Annotated in this window: 20 protein-coding genes and 1 riboswitch; of the genes, 10 read left to right on the top strand and 10 right to left on the bottom strand. The window is 49.0% G+C overall.

The window, feature by feature from the left end; all coding sequences use genetic code 11:
* Positions 1-12 precede the first annotated feature (12 nt).
* Positions 13-190: riboswitch (yybP-ykoY riboswitch) on the bottom strand.
* 140 nt (positions 191-330) lie between these two features.
* The 5 genes from ACX9GV_RS09860 to sdaA form a co-directional block, all read right to left on the bottom strand.
* Entirely contained in the window at positions 331-798 is a 468-nt protein-coding gene (locus ACX9GV_RS09860; RefSeq protein WP_023491827.1) for a DUF986 family protein, read from the bottom strand.
* A gap of 56 nt (positions 799-854) precedes the next feature.
* The gene (locus tag ACX9GV_RS09855) at positions 855-1,697 is read right to left on the bottom strand and encodes a PTS mannose transporter subunit IID (protein WP_473197922.1); all 843 of its coding nucleotides are present in this window, start codon (positions 1,695-1,697) and stop codon (positions 855-857) included.
* A 15-nt stretch (positions 1,698-1,712) separates the two neighbouring features.
* Positions 1,713-2,510 (bottom strand): PTS mannose/fructose/sorbose transporter subunit IIC, encoded by a 798-nt coding sequence (locus tag ACX9GV_RS09850; protein WP_473197921.1) that lies wholly within the window; start codon positions 2,508-2,510, stop codon positions 1,713-1,715.
* Positions 2,511-2,564: 54 nt separating this feature from the next.
* Positions 2,565-3,524: a PTS mannose transporter subunit IIAB gene (gene manX / locus ACX9GV_RS09845; RefSeq protein WP_473197920.1), complete on the bottom strand. Its 960-nt coding sequence runs from the start codon at positions 3,522-3,524 to the stop codon at positions 2,565-2,567.
* Between the two features lie 254 nt (positions 3,525-3,778).
* On the bottom strand, positions 3,779-5,143 hold the full coding sequence (gene sdaA / locus ACX9GV_RS09840) for an L-serine ammonia-lyase (protein ID WP_473197919.1): 1,365 nt from the start codon (positions 5,141-5,143) through the stop codon (positions 3,779-3,781).
* Between the two features lie 493 nt (positions 5,144-5,636).
* Between sdaA and ACX9GV_RS09835 the strand changes: the two genes are divergently transcribed.
* On the top strand, positions 5,637-6,266 hold the full coding sequence (locus tag ACX9GV_RS09835; protein WP_473197918.1) for a hypothetical protein: 630 nt from the start codon (positions 5,637-5,639) through the stop codon (positions 6,264-6,266).
* Between the two features lie 370 nt (positions 6,267-6,636).
* Here the strand turns inward: ACX9GV_RS09835 and ACX9GV_RS09830 are convergent, their stop codons facing one another.
* Together ACX9GV_RS09830 and pabB are read right to left on the bottom strand one after the other, a co-directional pair.
* Entirely contained in the window at positions 6,637-7,221 is a 585-nt protein-coding gene (locus ACX9GV_RS09830; protein ID WP_473197917.1) for a CoA pyrophosphatase, read from the bottom strand.
* Positions 7,218-8,591 carry an aminodeoxychorismate synthase component 1 gene (gene pabB, locus ACX9GV_RS09825; protein WP_473197916.1) on the bottom strand — a complete coding sequence of 458 codons (1,374 nt, stop codon included), beginning with the start codon at positions 8,589-8,591 and terminating at the stop codon, positions 7,218-7,220. The genes ACX9GV_RS09830 and pabB overlap by 4 nt, the downstream gene beginning before the upstream one ends.
* Before the next feature lie 139 nt (positions 8,592-8,730).
* Here pabB and ACX9GV_RS09820 point away from each other — a divergent pair, with 139 nt between their 5' ends.
* Entirely contained in the window at positions 8,731-8,973 is a 243-nt protein-coding gene (locus ACX9GV_RS09820; protein WP_473197915.1) for a YoaH family protein, read from the top strand.
* 92 nt (positions 8,974-9,065) lie between these two features.
* Here the strand turns inward: ACX9GV_RS09820 and purT are convergent, their stop codons facing one another.
* Entirely contained in the window at positions 9,066-10,244 is a 1,179-nt protein-coding gene (gene purT / locus ACX9GV_RS09815) for a formate-dependent phosphoribosylglycinamide formyltransferase (protein ID WP_023491817.1), read from the bottom strand.
* Positions 10,245-10,473: 229 nt separating this feature from the next.
* On the opposite strand from purT, the gene dbpA reads away from it, so the two are divergent.
* Both dbpA and ACX9GV_RS09805 read left to right on the top strand, forming a co-directional pair.
* Entirely contained in the window at positions 10,474-11,856 is a 1,383-nt protein-coding gene (dbpA, locus tag ACX9GV_RS09810) for an ATP-dependent RNA helicase DbpA (protein ID WP_473197914.1), read from the top strand.
* 168 nt (positions 11,857-12,024) lie between these two features.
* Positions 12,025-14,058 (top strand): S9 family peptidase, encoded by a 2,034-nt coding sequence (locus ACX9GV_RS09805; protein WP_473197913.1) that lies wholly within the window; start codon positions 12,025-12,027, stop codon positions 14,056-14,058.
* A gap of 109 nt (positions 14,059-14,167) precedes the next feature.
* Here ACX9GV_RS09805 and ACX9GV_RS09800 read toward each other — a convergent pair whose 3' ends face one another.
* Positions 14,168-14,296 (bottom strand): hypothetical protein, encoded by a 129-nt coding sequence (locus ACX9GV_RS09800; protein ID WP_473197912.1) that lies wholly within the window; start codon positions 14,294-14,296, stop codon positions 14,168-14,170.
* 210 nt (positions 14,297-14,506) lie between these two features.
* On the opposite strand from ACX9GV_RS09800, the gene pip reads away from it, so the two are divergent.
* On the top strand, positions 14,507-15,460 hold the full coding sequence (pip, locus tag ACX9GV_RS09795; RefSeq protein WP_473197911.1) for a prolyl aminopeptidase: 954 nt from the start codon (positions 14,507-14,509) through the stop codon (positions 15,458-15,460).
* Positions 15,461-15,492: 32 nt separating this feature from the next.
* Here pip and ACX9GV_RS09790 read toward each other — a convergent pair whose 3' ends face one another.
* Complete coding sequence (locus ACX9GV_RS09790) at positions 15,493-15,723, bottom strand: DNA polymerase III subunit theta (RefSeq protein ID WP_023491812.1); 231 nt, start codon at positions 15,721-15,723, stop codon at positions 15,493-15,495.
* A gap of 247 nt (positions 15,724-15,970) precedes the next feature.
* Here ACX9GV_RS09790 and ftnA point away from each other — a divergent pair, with 247 nt between their 5' ends.
* The 5 genes from ftnA to ACX9GV_RS09765 all read left to right on the top strand — a co-directional run bounded on the left by ftnA (position 15,971) and on the right by ACX9GV_RS09765 (position 19,236).
* Positions 15,971-16,483: a non-heme ferritin gene (ftnA, locus tag ACX9GV_RS09785; RefSeq protein ID WP_473197910.1), complete on the top strand. Its 513-nt coding sequence runs from the start codon at positions 15,971-15,973 to the stop codon at positions 16,481-16,483.
* A gap of 55 nt (positions 16,484-16,538) precedes the next feature.
* Entirely contained in the window at positions 16,539-16,910 is a 372-nt protein-coding gene (gene copC, locus ACX9GV_RS09780) for a copper homeostasis periplasmic binding protein CopC (protein ID WP_473197909.1), read from the top strand.
* Between the two features lie 3 nt (positions 16,911-16,913).
* Positions 16,914-17,795: a copper homeostasis membrane protein CopD gene (copD, locus tag ACX9GV_RS09775; RefSeq protein ID WP_473197908.1), complete on the top strand. Its 882-nt coding sequence runs from the start codon at positions 16,914-16,916 to the stop codon at positions 17,793-17,795.
* Between the two features lie 71 nt (positions 17,796-17,866).
* Positions 17,867-18,208 carry a YebY family protein gene (locus ACX9GV_RS09770; protein ID WP_473197907.1) on the top strand — a complete coding sequence of 114 codons (342 nt, stop codon included), beginning with the start codon at positions 17,867-17,869 and terminating at the stop codon, positions 18,206-18,208.
* 446 nt (positions 18,209-18,654) lie between these two features.
* Complete coding sequence (locus tag ACX9GV_RS09765) at positions 18,655-19,236, top strand: hypothetical protein (protein ID WP_473197906.1); 582 nt, start codon at positions 18,655-18,657, stop codon at positions 19,234-19,236.
* The last annotated feature ends 382 nt before the right edge of the window (positions 19,237-19,618 follow it).

The following is a 19,618-nucleotide window of genomic DNA, read 5'->3' as shown; positions in this document are numbered from 1 at the left end:
GCGGAAAAGTCTCGGTTGGGTAGCGCCATAGACACGTAAGCCATCCCCCAACCTACCGATGGTGTTACGTGTTTATGGTCTTGCCAACCTTTCGGCTGCCCGCACCACGTTTCAAACGAAACGAGCATGTTGATACGGGCGTTTCTCGCTATAAACAGCCAGAAACCGGCTACTCCCCAATAAGCGCGCTACTTTACCATACTCTTTTTACCACCGCCAACTTGATTCAGCCGCAGTAATTGCCGGTAATCAGCTGATATTAACCACGAAATGTTCGAACAGTAACCATAACGATACTTTGGTTAATCAACCATCAATAACCGTGCTGTTTTAACTTTCTAACTGATTATCAATAAAGAAATGGTATATCTTTTCCAAGTCATCTAATTGGATGACCTGTATCAGTAACCGTCGTTGTTCGAGATCGATGACTAAAACACCATCCTCCGACAGGTTCATCGCTTTGATACGCTGATAATCGATAAATGCGTTGGCATAGAAGAACCCCTGCGGTTTAAACAGCAGCTTCGGCCAGCGAATAAAAGAGATATAGATGGCAATCAATGCCAGGGAGATTAACAGATAGGTGGTCACCTGCGTCCCCTCGGTGACAATGTTGCGGTAGAGCAGAATCGCCAGCAAACCGACAAAAATCACACAGTCCAGACGGTTACGGCGTTTTAATGCTATTTTTAGCAATGTTTTGCCTTTCAGCAGATTCATACCGAATTCGTCATACAGGGCATACAACAACATCAGAATAATGAACAACAGTAGTACGCCATCAGTCAGTGACATCTCAGACTCCATAAATAAAAAAACCGGGGGTTAACCCCGGTTGTCAATCATGGTGATTACAGACCTAACAAACCAATCCAGTAACCGAAGATACCGATTGCGAAGAAGCCCATAATGATCCACAACGCATTGACCTTCTTGCGTAGTAGCCACATACAGCCAAAGGTTAACAGTAGCGGTACCAAGCCAGGCATCAGTTGATCAAGGATGGTTTGTACCGTGGTGATGTTAGTCTGCCCGGTTTGGTCAGTGATTTTTGACACCACCAACGGGATATTCACATGCGTCCACTTATTAACCAGTGCTCCCATAACAAACAGGCCGAGGATGGACGCCCCTTCCGTCAATTTTTGCAGGAAACCACCACCCATATCACTAACGATATCGATACCTTTACGGTAGCCATAAGCCACACCGTAATAACGCACCATCAGGCGAACCAGGTTAAATAAAACGAAGAACAGTAACGGGCCGAGCAGGCTGCCACTCATGGCAATACCCGCACCGAGAGCGGCAAAAACCGGCCGTGCCGTACCCCAGAAAATAGGGTCACCGACACCGGCCAGTGGGCCCATCAAGCCTACTTTGATACCGTTAATGGCGGCATCATCAATAGGAGCACCGTTAGCACGCTCTTCTTCCATTGCCATCGTCACACCGAGAACTGGCGCGGCTACGAACGGTTGGGTGTTAAAAAACTCCAGATGGCGTTTGATGGCTTGCTTACGCTCATCGTTGTTTTCAGGGTATAGCCGGCGGATCACCGGCACCATAGAGAAGCAGAATCCCAAGGCTTGCATACGCTCGAAGTTCCATGAACCCTGGAATAGGTTCGAGCGGATAAATACGCCACGAATATCAGCAGGCGTCAGTTTCTTTTGAGCTGTTGTATCAACCATTTCTTTCACCTATTCCTAGTCCAGTTCGTTATCGAGGTCGTTATTGGTGGGACCCGCTTGGACAGCCTGAGACTTGTTGTATTTCGGGCTGAGCTGGATATAGAGTACGGCCATCACCACGCCAATCACACCCAGTGCGACCAGGTTAAAGTCAGTAAAGGCAGCGGTAACGAAGCCCAAGTAGAAGAATGGCATCAGATAACCGGCACGCATCATGTTGATGACCATCGCGTAACCGACTACCACGATCATACCACCGGCAATATTCAGGCCGCCGGTAACCACTTCAGGGATAGAGTCAAGCAGGGCTTGAACAACGTCAGTGCCAACAGTGAGTGCAACAATCACTGCCGGAATCGCAATACGCATGGCTTGCATAAACAGGGCAGAGATATGCAGCCAAGTGATGGCCCGCAGGCTACCACGTTCTGCTGCACCGTCGGCGGCGTGTTGGAAAGCAACGGTGATGGTACGAACGATGATGGTCAACACCTGGCCTGCTGCTGCCAATGGGATGGCCAAAGCGATACCGGCACCGATATTTTGACCACCGGCAATAACCAGAATAGTCGAAATAATCGAAGCCAAGGCAGCATCGGGTGCCACTGCAGCACCGATATTCATCCAGCCCAGGGCGATCATCTCCAGCGTACCACCAATGATGATCCCGGTTTTCATATCACCAAGAACCAGACCGATCAGCGTACAGGCCACCAATGGACGGTGGAACTGAAACTCATCCAGGATAGACTCCATCCCGGCAATACATGCCACAAGAAACACCAGCACAATCTGAAGAGTAGTAATCTCCATTGCACTTCTCCTATAACCAAAGAGCTCTGAGTAAATAATTAACGACAAGCGCCATTAATTGAGTTTGTTAATCAGGTCCATCATTTTCAACTGGCTGTCCGAAGACACTTTACGGACTTCCAGTTCGATACCGCGATCGTTTAATTTCTTAAACGCCTCGATGTCTTTCTCATCAATGGAAACCGCGTTATTCACTTGAGTTTTCCCTTGACGGAATGCCATGCCACCGATATTAACTGACTTGATATCGACACCACCTTCCACTAAACGACACACGTCGGTAGGGTTGGTGAATAAAAGCATCACCCGCTCACCGGCATATTTAGGGTTGTTCCAGACGCGAATCGCTTTTTCCACATCCACCACATGCGCCGTCACTCCTGGAGGGGCAACCTGAGTCAAGAGCGTTTTACGCACATGGTCAGCGGCCACTTCATCACTGACGACGATGATACGTCTAACATTGGTTTCTTTGGTCCAGCGAGTGGCGACCTGCCCGTGAATCAGGCGATCGTCAATACGAGCCAAACCGATGACCATATGGTCTTCAGGGCCGAGAGGGCGCTGTGGTTGTGGGGCTTTTTTCTGTACAGGGGCAGGGGTACTGGGTTCTTCGATGGGTTTTTTCAGTGCTCTAACGCCGCCACGCCCGGTTTCCAATGCCAGGGCGACCAGCTCGTCAAAGCTGAGGTTATCATCGCGAGCCATAAAAGTTTCCACCAGCATCGGAATATTGACCCCGGTGATCACTTCATAGTGCTCTTTATCAACGGCGATACGGCTGGCGGCATTAAACGGACTCCCGCCCCAGGTATCGACTAGAAACAGGACGCCATTACTGGTATCGAGCTCGCTGATTTTCCCATTATATTTCTCAATTAACGTTTCAGCATTCTCACCGGGAACGAAATCTATATAGGCGGTATTATGCTGCTCACCCAATAGCATTTCTGCTGTTTTTAGCAGTTGTTCTGCTGCAGTCCCGTGTGTGCCGATGATAATAGCTATTGCCACTCGCTACCTCCTTGATGAACTTAAAGCATGAATTACGCTTTTCACATTATCATGCTAGTCGTTACGACTGTGCTACAGATACATTATGGTAGAAAAACTCGTTTCGTGTAGTTTCAAAAACCTATCAGAGCCCGCTCTCGTTAACGTGATTTATTTTATGGCATGAAAAAAATAAATTATGTGACATTGCTCAGCTATTGATAGAAGGATTAAGCCTTTAGGATTATATACCTACCGCCTACCATCCAGAGGGGCTAGTCACATTGTACTTTGATTGCCAAACCCCCACGTGAGGTTTCACGGTATTTGGCGTTCATATCTTTGCCGGTTTCATACATAGTCTCGATCACTTTATCCAGCGACACACGGGGTTCACTGGTGCGTCGCAGCGCCATACGGGCAGAGTTAATGGCTTTCACAGCAGCGATTGCATTGCGCTCAATACACGGGACTTGCACCTGACCGGCGACGGGATCACAGGTCAAACCCAGATTATGTTCCATACCAATTTCTGCAGCGATGCAAACTTGCTCTGGGCTGCCCCCCAGCAGTTCAGCCAAACCGGCTGCCGCCATTGAGCAAGCGACGCCCACCTCACCCTGACAACCCACTTCGGCACCCGAAATAGAGGCATTCATTTTATACAAGGTGCCGATGGCCCCTGACGCCATAAAGTAACGCAGCGCGATATCTGGGCTGACGGACTCGATAAAGTGATCGTAATACGCCAGCACTGCCGGCACTATGCCGCAGGCCCCATTGGTGGGGGCGGTGACTACCCGCCCACCGGCGGCGTTCTCTTCATTAACCGCCAGGGCAAACATATTGACCCAGTCGATCACATTCATCGGGTCATTAGAGAGCTTGTCGGAAGAGACCAGCAGGCGGCGCAAGGCCGAAGCGCGACGTGGAACGCGCAGAGGGCCGGGTAGCAGACCTTCGGTGTTCAACCCGCGATCAATACAGGCGAGCATGGTTTGCCAGATAGTTTTGAAATAGGTATCGATATCCTGCTTGCTGCGTAGCGCCAACTCGTTCTGCAGCACCATCCCGGACAGCGAGAGGCCGCTGGCATGGCAGTGGGCCAGCATCTCACTGGCTGAATGGAACGGGAAAGGCACCGCAACTTCATCAGTGTCGGTTTTACCGAAGTGTTCTTCATCAACAATAAACCCACCGCCGATGGAGTAGTAAGTTTTGCTATAAATCAGTTGGTCGCCAGCAAAGGCGTGGAACTGCAGACCGTTTTCATGCAGTGGCAGGTTGTCACTACGGAACACCATGCCACTGTCCTGCGGGAAGTCCACTTCATGCAAACCGTTGGCCAGCATCAGGCGTTGGCGCTGCTTAACGTCCTGAACAAAACCGGGGATGCTATCAATATCGACAGTGTCCGGTTGGTTACCCGCCAGGCCAAGCAGAATGGCAATATCGGTATGGTGACCTTTGCCCGTTAACGAAAGTGAGCCATAAACATCAACGGCGATACGTGTCACCGTGGCCATCAAGCCATGCTTAACCAGCTCGTCAACAAACTGTTTGCCGGCTTTCATTGGCCCGACGGTGTGAGAACTGGATGGACCGATGCCGATCTTGAACATGTCGAAAATGCTAATCATGTTAAAACTCCTTATAGAGGCCTATTGTTATGGTTATTTTGGTCAATTGCTATCATATGTGACTGTCCAGATCTGATTTTAATAGCATTTTGTTATTCATTTGACTGATTTTTTCCTATTAAATTCTTTAATCTTTTAAAGTCTCACCTAATCCTACATTTTACTGTAGGTCAAAATGTAGCTTGTAAGCTTTTATCGATAATGAATGTTATTAACAGTGACACTGCAGGGAGCCAGCAAGGTGGGAAGCACAGAGAAAAAACCACTATCAACCAAAGTCATTGAAGCCTGGTCACAAACACAAAGCTGACACCGGCGAAAATCGAACTTTTCACTCGCTCCGACCGGTGATAATCTGCGCCGTCGAGGATAATCTGCGCCTTCTGATCCGCCGGGTAAGTATCACGGATAGCGATGAAGAATCAGCCGATAGATTGTAATCGACTGACTGGACTATATACTGCGAACAATGAAAAATTAAGGAATAAACATAATGGAACTGATTAAAAAGATGAAGAAATTCGCCTTGTTTACATTGATTTTTTTTATGTCAGTCTCATGTGACACCAGAGCAAGAGTGGACCTGTCAGAGTTAAAAATTGGTGCTAAGTTGGATGACTCAATCATTCAAAATACACTAAAGGAAATTGATTTGGACCAAGATACGGGGTTTCCTTACTATAGCACATCTAAGAAAGTCGAAAACTATCGTTTAGGGAGTATCAAATTTTCATTAGATTACCCCAAAGAGAAGCCATACATGAAGAGTGAGATAGGCTTTTTGGTAAATAATCAACAAGATAATATATTGCAAGGGTATTATATATTTACCCGTAGCTGTGAGGAAAGTAAATTAATACCGCAGGTGTTAAAACAGAAATATGGTGACCCTATTGTTGTGCGAGAGGCTACCGATACTTGGCACTATTCCGCTTATTATTGGGAAAGTACGGCTGATGGCTTGGATATATTATTAGCGCCAACTAAGCAGAAGTTTAATTTTGAAGGTAAAGAATATGACTGCCCTTCTACTCGTTTGTATGTGATAAAGTCTGGGTTGCGTTTTGGAAATATGGGTGATAGGGAAACAGTATTGTTTAGTTTTAGAAAAAGACATGACTAATAATCAAAATGCCACCGGGTTACTGGCTTTATTGAATAAATCGGACTTCTGACTGCAAGCAGGATCAGAACACCTGATTCCTGATCCTGCAGCGGTATCTGTGGCAAAGGAAAATAAAATTGATGCTGATAGTCTCTAGGCTTTGTGACAGTGGCAATTTCAAATGAATAAAGATTAGCCAGGTGCATCTGTGGGTAGTTGCTAAACTTGTAATGATTGATAACATGATGAAAATCAATAAGTTAATTAAACGTAGGCTAAGGTTGAACTTTTAGTTAAATGGAATAAAAATAACACATAAATCATGGGTATAACTATTTTGGTCAAAAACGATCGGCTAAGTTGATCGCATAAGTTGATCGCAGTGCTTTTACATGCGGACCTGTTGGGCCAGACGGCGAATAATGGCGGCAGTAAGCCCCCAGATAAATTGGCTGTGATACCAAGAGAGATAAACCCGATGCGGGTGGCCTCCGCGCTGAATATCCAATGGATAATAACGCGAAAGCATCAGCGCCTGCTGGAGTGGCATTTCAAACACTGTGGCGACTTCATCTTGATTGGCGTGAAATTGGATATCAGGCGGTAGCAGGCCGATAACCGGGGTGACTTGAAAACCGGTACTACTATCAAGCGGTGCCAACTGACCGAGTATTTGTACTTTGTGCGGGGGAATAGCCACTTCTTCTTCCGCTTCACGTAATGCGGTGATAATCGGCGAGTGGTCGTCAATATCGGTTTTGCCCCCAGGGAAGGCGACCTGGCCTGCATGTTTACGCAAGGTATCAGCCCGACGAGTGAGTAACAACGTGGGTTCTGGCCGGCGAATAATCGGGATCAGTACGGCGGCGGGGCGTACCTGTTGATACCGTGATGACGCCTGTTCCTCCGGCAGTTGTAACTGAAAGCGGCGAATAAAATCAGCCAGTTGCAGCTGATTATCCTGATAGCTCATGAAACGGTAAACTCCCCCAGCAGTGGCAAGATACGGCCTACTTTATCAAAGGTTTCCTGATATTCCGCCTGCTCCTGGCTATCAGCAACAATACCGCCACCCGCAGAGCAGAATAGGCGGCCATGTTCAGTGAACAGTGTGCGAATGGTAATATTACTGTCCATGGTGCCACAGAAACTAATATAGCCAATACTGCCACAATAGGCATTGCGGCGTTGTGGTTCCAGCTCTTCAATGATCTCCATGGCGCGCACTTTTGGCGCACCGGTGATAGACCCCCCTGGGAAGCAGGCGCGCAGTAACTCGCTGGCGGAAGTGGTCTCCGGTAAGGTGGCGGTGATGGTACTGACCAGATGGTGCACCGCTGGGAAGGGTTCTACCACGAACAGTTCAGGGACCCGTACCGTACCGGGTTGAGCTACGCGGCCGATATCATTACGCAGCAGATCAACGATCATCAGGTTTTCTGCCCGATCTTTGGCGGAGTTAGCCAACATTTGTCTCTGCTCCGCGTCCTGTGCGGCATCTGCCAGGCGTGGCAGGGTGCCTTTGATAGGGCGGGTCTGGATTTGCTGGTTGGCCAACCACAGAAAGCGTTCCGGTGACACGCTGAGCACTGCATTTTGCGGCAAACGCAGAAAAGCCGAGAAGGGCGCGCGGTTGCTAGCACTTAACTGGCAGAAAGCTTGCCACTCATCCCCTTGATAAGGGGCGGAAAAGCGTTGCGTCAGATTGATCTGATAACAATCACCACTCAGCAGATAAGCCTGGATGCGGCGAAACTTTTCACCATATTGCTGACGCGTCATATTGGCTTGCCAATGCCCGGTCAAGGAGAACGGCTCGGTAGCGTAACCGGGCTGCTGACTGAGCCACTGCCAACGCTGTTCCACATCACCATAGCTGAGCAGGGTCAATTTTTGCTGATGATGATCGGCGATTAAGGCCCAGTCATAAATACCTACCGCCATATCTGGCAAGGTGATATCCGCCTGTGCCCGTTGTGGCAGTGTTTCGATACGTCGCCCCAAATCGTAACCGAATAGCCCTAAGGCTCCACCTTGAAACGGTAGCTCGCTATTCGCCGAGACAGTTATGCCCAGAGCATCGAGCTGCTGTTGCAGCAGTTTAAACGGGTCTTCTGGTGAGCAAATAGTGCCGTTTGGCTGCTGGATCTGGGTCACTGCACCCTGCGTGGTTAATGTCACCTGCGGGTCGGCCACCAAAATATCAAAACGGTTATGTGAGTGTTCGGCAAACCCGGAGTGAAGCAACATTGCCCATGGCTGTTGTGCTAATGGTGCAAACAGCGCTAGCAACGTTTCGCGGTGATAGGGCAACGATTTAAGATTAGGGGTGCTGACACTCATGGTATTCACTTTATCTGGCTAGTGGAAACGGTGTTATGGGTTAAGGTTGAGAACTAAATTCAGGCAAATGGCTGTTGGACTGCATCTTGTCTCAACTTGGGTATATAATCCATACCTATATTTTACTGGGGAGCAGCAGATGTTCGCAGGAATGCCATCTTTAAGTCACCAACAGCAGCAAGAAGCGGCTGAACGAATCCATGACCTGATGGAGCAAGGTATGAGCAGTGGCGAAGCCATTGCCATCGTGGCGCAAGAAATCCGCGAAGCCCATAAAGATGACCGGGTTACCCATATGTTTGATGATGAACCGGATCAGCCAACAGTCAGTGACTATCTTGAAGAAGATGATGATACTGGCGAGGAGCATGACGACGATTAAATGGTCGTGATTTAATGGCATTGGGGGCGGTATCCCGCCCCCAAATATCCCCGCATTATTCAAACCAAAGCCCAGGGGATAGTGATCACCACTTACGGTAATACTTTGATTTCCGCCGCTGCCTGTTTCGCTAGGGCTATTGCTTGTTCAATCTCAGGTGCCGTGGCCAGTGCCACCCCCAGGCGACGTGTGCCGTTGATTTCCGGCTTACCGAATAATCGCACCTGGTTGTAACCGCTGAGTGCGCGATTCAAACCCGTGAAACGGACATTATTGCTATTAAGCTCCGGTAGAATTACGGCCGAAGCTGAAGGCCCGAACTGCCGGATGGTGTTAATCGGCAAGCCAAGGAAAGCTCGGACGTGCAGTGCAAACTCTGAAAGATCCTGCGAAATAAGCGTGACCATGCCGGTATCATGTGGGCGAGGGGAAACCTCACTAAAAATCACCTCATCACCACAAACAAACAGCTCAACGCCAAACAGACCAAAGCCACCTAAGGCCCGCACGATATTCTCGGCGATGGCTTGGGCACGACTCAAGGCCAGTGGAGACATTTGCTGAGGTTGCCAAGATTCCCGGTAGTCCCCCTCTTCCTGACGGTGGCCAATGGGGGCGCAGAAGTAGATGCCATCAATGGCATTAATGGTCAACAAGGTGATTTCGAAATCAAAGGTGACCAGCCCTTCAACAATCACCCGCCCACCACCAGCGCGGCCGCCTTGTTGCGCATACTCCCAGGCTGCACTCAATTGTTGTTGATCACGAATCAGCGTTTGCCCTTTGCCGGATGAGCTCATCACGGGTTTGACGATGCAGGGGTAACCTATTTCCGAGACCGCCTGCTGGAATTCTTCTTCATTACTGGCAAAACGGTAGCTGGAGGTTGGCAGGTTAAGGGTTTCGGCCGCCAAGCGACGGATACCTTCACGGTTCATGGTGAGGCGAGTGGCCTCGGCACAGGGCACCACGCGATGGCCAAGCTGTTCCAGTTCAACCAGCATATTGGTGGCGATAGCTTCAATTTCGGGCACGATGTAATCGGGACGCTCTTGCTCGATCACCGCTTTCAATGCTTCTCCATCCAGCATATTAATAACATGACTGCGGTGTGCCACATGCATTGCGGGTGCGTTGGGGTAACGATCAACCGCGATTACTTCCAATCCTAAACGTTGGCATTCAATGGCCACCTCTTTGCCTAACTCGCCAGAACCGAGCAACATCACACGGGTGGCCGCAGGGCACAGGGCAGTTCCAATTGTTAACATAGTTTGGTACCTGGTTTTCTGTTGGGATTAATGGGAGTTGGAGCGCTGTCAGTATATACGAAAACGATTGCAAACCTGGTCTGAGCACACAACTGGCGATTTTGCACTGTCACGGAGAGATAACCCAGGGTATCAATCTGGAAATGACCTTAAATCTGTTATCATTAATACTCGAACCGCTGCTGACCATCACAGCGCCGCTTTTTCACTGACTATAAGAGTTATTGCCGTGAGCACAGCTTCCTTTTCTTCCTTGCCATTACCCGCCGAACAGTTAGCCAACCTAAATGAACTGGGGTATGCCGAAATGACGCCGGTACAGGCCGCAGCCTTGCCCGCCATCCTGCAAGGGCAGGATGTACGCGCCCAAGCCAAAACGGGCAGCGGTAAAACGGCTGCATTTGGTATTGGGGTGCTGGATAAAATCAATATTCCGCTGGTGGCGACGCAGGCGCTGATCTTATGCCCGACGCGTGAGTTGGCCGACCAGGTCAGTAAAGAGTTGCGCCGCCTGGCCCGTTTTGCACAGAACATCAAAATATTGACCTTGTGCGGCGGCCAACCGCTGGGGCCACAGTTGGATTCGTTGGTTCACGCGCCGCATATTGTGGTGGGGACACCGGGGCGGGTGCAGGAGCATTTGCGCAAGAAAACCCTGATACTGGATGCCATGCAGGTGCTGGTGTTGGATGAAGCGGACCGCATGCTGGATATGGGGTTTGCCGACGAAATTGATCAAGTGATCAGCTACACCCCAGCGTCACGGCAAACACTGCTGTTTTCTGCCACTTACCCGTTAGGCATTGAGCGAATCAGTGCCCGGGTGCAACGCACGCCATTCGACGTAGTGGTGGACGAGAGCGAGGAACTCACCAGCATTGAGCAACGTTTTTACGAAACCACCCGTGACCAACGGCTGGCACACTTGGTTGCGGTAATCCGCCACTATCAACCCGCCTCTTGCGTGGTGTTCTGCAATACCAAACGGGATTGCCAGAGCGTCTACGAGGCGCTTGATGCCTATAATATCAATGCATTGGCACTGCATGGTGACTTGGAGCAGCGCGACAGAGACCAAGTGTTGGTGCGTTTTGCCAACCGCAGTTGCCGGGTATTGGTAGCGACGGATGTGGCTGCCCGTGGTCTGGATATAAAAGAACTGGAACTGGTGGTTAACTACGAACTGTCATTTGACCCCGAGGTGCATGTTCACCGTATTGGCCGTACTGGCCGGGCAGGCTTAAGTGGCCAGGCGATTAGCCTGTGTACCCCGCAGGAAATGGTGCGAGTGCATGCCCTTGAGGAGTTTTTGTCCATGGCGGTCACCTGGGGCCAGGTGTCAGAGTTAAAGGGTGCTGCTGACGCGGCCCTTGAAGCGGAAATGGTCACCTTGTGCATTGATGGTGGGCGCAAAGCCAAAATCCGCCCGGGTGATATTCTTGGCGCGTTAACTGGGGATGCCGGTTTAACTGCCGCAGAAGTGGGCAAGATTGACCTGTTCCCGGTGCACGCTTATGTGGCCATCCGCAAGGCCAGTGCCCGCAAAGCGTTACAACAACTGCAGCAGGGGAAAATCAAAGGTAAAAGCTGCAAAGTGCGGTTGTTGAAATAGGCGCCGGGTTGGCATGATAAGCGCTATATACACAAGTACAATCAAGTTACAGGTAGGCGGCAATCGAATGAATCCCTAGGAGCATAGATAACTATGTGACTAGGGTGAATGAGAGCAGCCAACAACGCTGTAGCTTGATTGGCGAAGAGTATGCGGGATGATTAAACAATGATAACACCACCAAAAGCACAAAAACGGCCTTACCCCATTACGGTCCATGGCGACACCCGCGTGGATAATTATTACTGGTTACGTGACGACCAACGGGAAGATGCTGAGGTTTTGGACTATCTGCAGGCTGAAAACGCCTATACCGCCGCACAGCTAAAACCGCAGCAAGCCCTGCGTGAAACGCTGTACCAAGAAATGGTGGCGCGAATTCCGCAGCAGGAACACTCCGTACCCTACGTAAAACGCGGTTTCCGCTACCAGACCCGCTATGAGCCTGGCAATGAATATGCGGTTTATCTGCGTCAGCCAGAGGCCACTAGCGAGCACTGGGAGACCTTGTTAGACGGCAACCAGCGGGCGGTAGGCCACGATTTTTATACCCTGGGTGGCTTGGAAGTCAGCCCGGACAATCAACGCCTGGCGGTGGCGGAGGATTTTTTATCACGGCGACAATACGACATCCGCTTTAAACTGCTGAGTAACGCTAGCTGGGCAGAAGAGGTGTTAGCGAATACCGCAGGCAATTTTGAGTGGGCCAATGATTCAACCAGCGTGTTTTATGTGCGTAACCATGGGCAAACACTGCGCTCTTATCAGGTCTATCGCCATATTATCGGCACGGATCCGCAGCAAGATGTTCTGGTCTATGAAGAGTTGGACGATACCTTCGACGTCAGCCTAGGGAAAACCACCTCTGAACGTTATATCCTGATCTACATCAACAGCACCACCACCTCAGAAGTTTTGTTGCTGGATGCCGATTGCGCCGACGCGCCGCCGCAGATGTTTGTCGCTCGCCGTAAAGATCATGAATATGCCGTTGATCATTACCACCACCATTTTTATATTCGCTCCAATAAACAGGGCAAAAATTTTGGCCTTTATCAGAGCGATGTTCCTGCAGAGGATACCTGGCAGACGCTGATTGCCCCACGTGTTGAAGTAATGCTTGAAGGGTTCAGTCTATTCCGCGACTGGCTGGTGGTGGAGGAACGTACGGCGGGGTTAACGCAGTTGCGGCAAATCCATTGGCACAGTGGTGAAGATAAACCCATCACCTTTGACGATCCCGCTTACATGACTTGGTTAGAGTACAACCCCGATCCTGAAACAGCGCTGCTACGTTATGGTTATTCCTCTATGACCACACCCACCACCATTTATCAGTTGGACTTGGATAGTGGTCAGCGGCAGCAGTTAAAACAGCAGGAAGTGAAAAATTTCACCGCGCAAGATTACCGCAGTGAGCGACTGTGGGTGACGGTGCGTGATGGGGTAGCCGTACCGGTATCATTGGTTTACCGTGCTGATCGTTTTACCCATGGGGCAAACCCGTTGCTGGTGTATGGCTACGGCTCTTACGGTTACAGTATCGACCCGACATTCAGTGCCAGCCGTTTAAGCTTGCTGGATCGTGGTTTTGTCTTTGCGTTGGCACATATCCGTGGTGGTGCGGAGTTAGGCCAGTGCTGGTATGAAGATGGCAAACTGTTTAACAAGAAAAACACCTTCAACGATTTTATTGATGTCACCAAAAACCTGGTAGAACGGGGATATGGCGATGCTAAGCAAGTGTTTGCCATGGGGGGCAGTGCAGGGGGATTGTTGATGGGGGCGGTGGTCAACCAGGAACCGCAACTGTTTAACGGGGTCGTTGCCCAAGTGCCGTTTGTGGATGTGGTGACCACCATGCTGGATGACACCATCCCATTAACCACCGGCGAATACGATGAATGGGGTAACCCCAACGACAAGGCCTATTACGACACAATGTTGCAATATAGCCCTTATGACCAGGTTAAAGCCCAGGATTATCCCGCTATGTTGATCACCACCGGGTTGCATGATTCCCAAGTGCAGTATTGGGAACCGGTGAAATGGGTGGCGAAACTGCGTGAATTAAAAACCGACGATCATCAACTGTTACTGTACACCGATATGGATGCTGGCCATGGCGGCAAGTCTGGGCGCTTTAAAGCCTACGAGGATATTGCGTTGGAGTACGCCTTTATTATTTCGTTAGCAGAATAGATATACTGATAGCCGTTGCCATTGATGCCGCAGTAATAATGGCTGCTGTTTAATGGCGACGGCTACATTTTCTCTTCAGCTTAATAAAGCGTTAATACTCGATGGGGGATTACTGGTGAATCAGGAATTGATCACCCGATGGGCTCCCTTTTTTGGCACGTTTATCAGCACGTTTTTCGGCAGGTGTTTTCACCGGTTTTTTCTTCGCATTTTTCTTGCTATCCAATCCCTTACTCATGATGGCCTCTCTAATACCTTATGATTGGGTGGGTTGCTATGCCATTAACCCCCTTACCACCAGTAGAAGCAAGCATTAAAAAAATAAAAAATACAACGTGTTGTTAATCCACTGGTTATACTTTATCAAAATGTTCAAAACAAAGTGGTGGTTATATTTTGCGCCACTTCGGTTTTGATAAAAGCAGACATATCACGAGATGGAAATAGCATGGAACAATTGCGCGGTTTATATCCACCATTAGCAGCGTATGACAGCGGTTGGTTAGATACGGGTGATGGGCACCGAATCTATTGGGAATTGAGTGGTAATCCACAGGGTAAACCGGCACTGTTTCTTCATGGTGGGCCCGGTGGCGGCATTTCACCCAGCCATCGGCAACTATTTGATCCACAACGCTATAACGTGTTGCTATTTGATCAGCGCGGTTGTGGCCGTTCTAAGCCCCATGCCAGCCTGGAAAATAACACCACTTGGCACCTGGTGGACGATATAGAAAGATTGCGCCAAATGGTGGGCATCGACCAATGGCTGGTGTTGGGGGGCTCTTGGGGTGCCACCTTGGCCCTGGCTTATGCGCAAACATACCCGCAACAGGTCAGTGAAATGGTATTACGCGGTGTTTTCACCCTGCGTCAACAGGAACTGAATTGGTATTATCAGGATGGTGCGTCACATATCTTCCCGGATAAATGGGCGCAGGTATTGTCTATCTTATCAGAGGAAGAGCGTAAAGATGTGATTGCGGCTTACCGACAGCGCTTGACCTCATCGGACCGCCAGATACAGCTCGAAGCAGCCAAATTGTGGAGCCTGTGGGAGGGGGAAACCGTGACACTGTTACCCAGCAGTACGGCGGCTACTTTTGGTGAAGATGAGTTTGCCTTGGCGTTTGCCCGCATTGAAAACCATTACTTTACCCATCAGGGATTTCTCACCAGTGATGACCAGTTACTGAAAAATGTCCCACTGATCCGCCATATTCCTGCGGTGATTATTCATGGGCGCTACGATATGGTCTGCCGGTTACAAAACGCTTGGGATCTGGCGCAGGCTTGGCCGGAAGCGCAACTGCAAATTGTTGAAGGGGCAGGGCATTCCACCAATGAACCGGGTATCCAGCACCATGTGATCCTGGCGACCGACCATTTTGCTGGCAAATAACCGCCAGCAAGCCATCATTATGGTTAGCGCGGTTATTTCACTTTGGGTTCGTAAGGCAGACGAGAGAATTTATGTGATTCGGCGCGATAGTGCGCTACACGTTGACGGAAATAATCACGCAGATGTTCTGGTTGCTCACGCTCCATCATCTCTGGGATCACCGGCATATTGTAGCGCTCTTTGAAGGCGACCCCGGATGCAGCCAGATCAACGTTGACCTTATCCATCTCATCTTTGGAAAGTTCAGCCAGATTGTAACTCATGGTATTCCTTCATTTGGCAATATCAAAACAGGCAGAAGGTAATCTACCCAAGTGCACTTGGCAAGTCACAAAGCGCAGTTTTACCCTCAGCCATAACTGAGTTTGCATTGTTACCAGCGACTTCACAGATTTGACCTAGGGTAGCCGTTGTAAATAGCAATCATTTTCATAATCAGGTATGTTGTGTTATCTACGATTTAACATGATAGCCATCCTTATCACCCAAATAATATCAAAAGGAATCATTATGTTAACCCAAGATATGGTCAGCAAGTTAAATGAGCAACTCAACCTGGAGTTTTACTCAGCAAACCTTTACCTACAAATGAGTGCCTGGTGTAGCAACAATGGCTATGAAGGATCTGCCGGTTTCCTGAAAAAGCATGCAAAAGAAGAGATGCAACATATGCATCGTCTGTTCGATTACGTGAATGACACCGGTGCTTTACCCTTGCTGGGAAGCATTGACGCCCCACCGGTAGAATTCGATTCACTGGCTGATGTTTTCCAGAAAACCTATCAACATGAGCAACTGATCACCGGCAAAATTAATGAGTTAGCTCACGCGGCAATAACCAGTCATGACTACTCCACCTTCAATTTCCTGCAATGGTATGTTGCGGAACAGCATGAAGAAGAGAAACTGTTTAAATCCATACTGGATAAGTTGGCTTTGGTGGGGAACAGTGGCAATTCATTGTTCTTTATCGATAAAGACCTGCAGAAAATGGCTGCTTTTGCACCGACGAGTAATAGCTAAATGAACTTATGTTGCAGCATGCGGCATGCTGCAACTAATAATAAAAGGGTGTGGAATGTTCACTAAAATTCGCCTGCTTGGCACGATTGCTGTGCTATCTCTCGGATTGTTTTCTCAACCTCTGTTGGCTCATGCGCATTTGAAAACGGTGGTCCCGGCGACCGGCAGCACCGTAAGCCCGGCACCGAAAGTGCTTACGCTGAACTTTTCAGAAGGTATCGAGCTTAACTTTAGTAAGGTCAAAGTAAGCGGCCCCGATAATCAGCTAGTCAAAACGGGCAAGTTGGTGCTGGCCCCTGATAACAACCAGCAGATACAGCTACCGTTTGAAACTGAACTAACGGCAGGGAAATACCACGTTGACTGGCAGATTGTTTCTGTTGATGGTCATAAAACTAAAGGCCAATACAGCTTTACAGTAAACTGATCAATGACGCTGGCAACCTTGTTGGTATTATGTCGCTTTCTGCACTTTGCAGCGGTGATGTTGATATTCGGTTGCAGCCTGTTCACCCTGTTTTTGTCGCCACAGCACACATCCCCCCTAGTTAACCGCCATTTCTACCCACTGCAGCGCATTGCTGTCTGGGTTTCCGCTTTTACGGCAGTATTGTTGCTGGCAGTGCAAGCAGGCTTGATGGGAGACGGCTGGGGGGATACTTGGCGCCCGACTATTTGGTGGGCTGTATTAGGCACTACGTTTGGTAAAGCCTGGTGCTGGCAGCTACTGTTTTCATTCTTGGCGCTATTGGCGTTGTTGCTACAGGCAGCAAAACGTGGCCCGGCATTGATGCTATGCGCACTATTGCTGCTGCTCAATCTGGCGTTTGTTGGGCATGCCGTGATGCATAGCGGTGCGTTGGGCATGTTGCACCGTATTAACCATGCCGTGCATTTGCTTGCCGTAGGCTATTGGTTTGGCTGCCTACTCCCCTTGTTGATCTGTTTGCGTTATCTTCCCCAACCGCAGTGGCATAAGAATGTTGTGACCGCATTGATACGATTTTCCCGTTGGGGCCATGGTGCGGTGATTTTGGTCATCATTACCGGAGTGAGCAATAGCCTGATTATCTTGGGCCATTGGCCGCGGGAGATGAATTCTGCCTATCAGGGCCTGCTGTTATTAAAAATCGCCTTGGTGGCATTAATGGTCTTGGTGGCACTGGCAAACCGTTATGTAATCGTCCCTGCCATGCGCACAAGACCTAAACTAGCACAAAGTGGCTTGGTAACAGGCTGTTGGTTGCAATTGATATTAGGGGCCTTGGTGCTATGGCTGGTGAGTCTATTGGGGACTTATTCTCCGGTATAACCCGCTACATCACTTGCAGCTTTGCAGCGCTTGCGGGAAAATCGAATCAAATTGCAATTTAAGGCCATGATATGAAATTTATAGTTATGGGTATTGCCCTGCTGATCACCACGACGGGCGCAGTGGCAGCAGATAAACTGGTGAATATCAGCAAACTGGAGTACGGCAAACAGTGGGCGTTTATCAAAGAAGAAGTGACGCTGCAATGCCGCAAGGGTGGGGCGCTATTTGTGCTCAATAACAGCACGCTAATGCAATATCCCCTTAATGACGTCGCGCAGGAACAGGTAAAAACCGGCCAACAAAGGGCCCAACCCCTGGCGGCGATCTTGCTGGATGACAGTGATCACCCGGGCCAAAAGATGAATGTGGAACCCTTCCGCCAAAGAGCTCAACAGTTGTGTGAGGGCTAACCAACCGGCTAGCTAAGTAATGTCATAAATGTTTACAAATTGCTCACATTGTATGTCATTAATTTCTATCCGTTATTAACAATGACCGTGCATTTGGCTGGCAAAACAGAGGGGCTGGGCTACTCTTACACTGCATGGCTGAACAAGTCGTGCATAATGCCAACTTTTAGCGCACGGCTCTTTCACAAGAGCCTTTCCCTAGACCGAATATAGGATTCGTATTCGGTCTTTTTTTATTCTATTGATTTACAATGATAAAAAGCATCGATACACGAAATCCCCACGAATTTCTGTATTCGGTCTTTTACAACTAGGCTCATCGAGTTGCAAACGGTGTAATTACAGGGGAATGAGGGTGCTCATGATTCCGTTTATTAATTGCGCGCAGTATATACATCTGGAATAGTGATTCTTATAACGGGGTCTATCACTAAAGGAATTGGGGTATGAGTTGGGGCTATGCAGGGATATTTAACGTTACCAGGATAACAACGGGTATTTTGATAACTATTCTGGTCGGCATGAACACAGGGCACTCATACGCAGCAACACTCGGTGAAATGCAGGAACTCTACGCCAGCCAGAAGCCTGGAACAGTGGTTGTCTGCAAAGGTTTAACTGAAATTCATATAGGTCAGGCAGAACCTATTCGCATTGAAGACCTACAGACGGGGATAGTACTGGAGAACGAAGGTGACCGCATGGTGTTTGATGTAACTTACACTCGGAAGAGAGTCGGGGAACAGGACCCTTTTAGTACGGAAAGATACCGCCTGACGACAACGCTGGAAAAAACGCGCCAGAAAATAGCCATAGATCCCCAGACAATAGAGCTTTCATTTCCGCATGCACGCTCCCTTGAGGAAAAAATGCTAGCCATTATGAAAGAACAGCCTGTTTTCTGGGAGGACTACAGTGTTTACCGTATCACAACATTGCCGGATTACCAGATACTACCCAGACCAGAGAAAGCAGATGAAGCTGTGACGTACTGTACCAACCGGGCAGCATCACAAAATGACCTGTAGCTGTCTGGCTGTAACCTGCAGCAGTGGGGGTAACGGATATTGCTGTATGTTAATTGCTGGACTCTTAAAAAATCAAACAATATCAGGCGTATATATAGCAAACCTGATTTAATGCCAGTAGTATAAATGTTTGAACTCTCACTTAGTGACCAAGTATCCTGGCTAATCTTTATACTTGCTTGTTCGGCGTATTATTGGCCTATTACTCTTCTCTGTGCTTTAGGGGCCCTAATTGGCGCTGCATTGCGTAAGAAATGGCTTACTTGGTTATGTGCAACACCGCTTTGTGTGCTCATTATCTCTGGGGCTATACTTTTGCTTCTGGCAGTATTATCGGCTTAGATTTTAACTAAATACGCTAGGGAATATGGCTAGTTTTTCT

The sequence above is a fragment of the Serratia sp. 25CWL12 genome (genome assembly GCF_055790885.1).
Note: the sequence above shows the minus strand (reverse complement) of the source record. Positions and strands in the feature narration are given on the sequence as shown.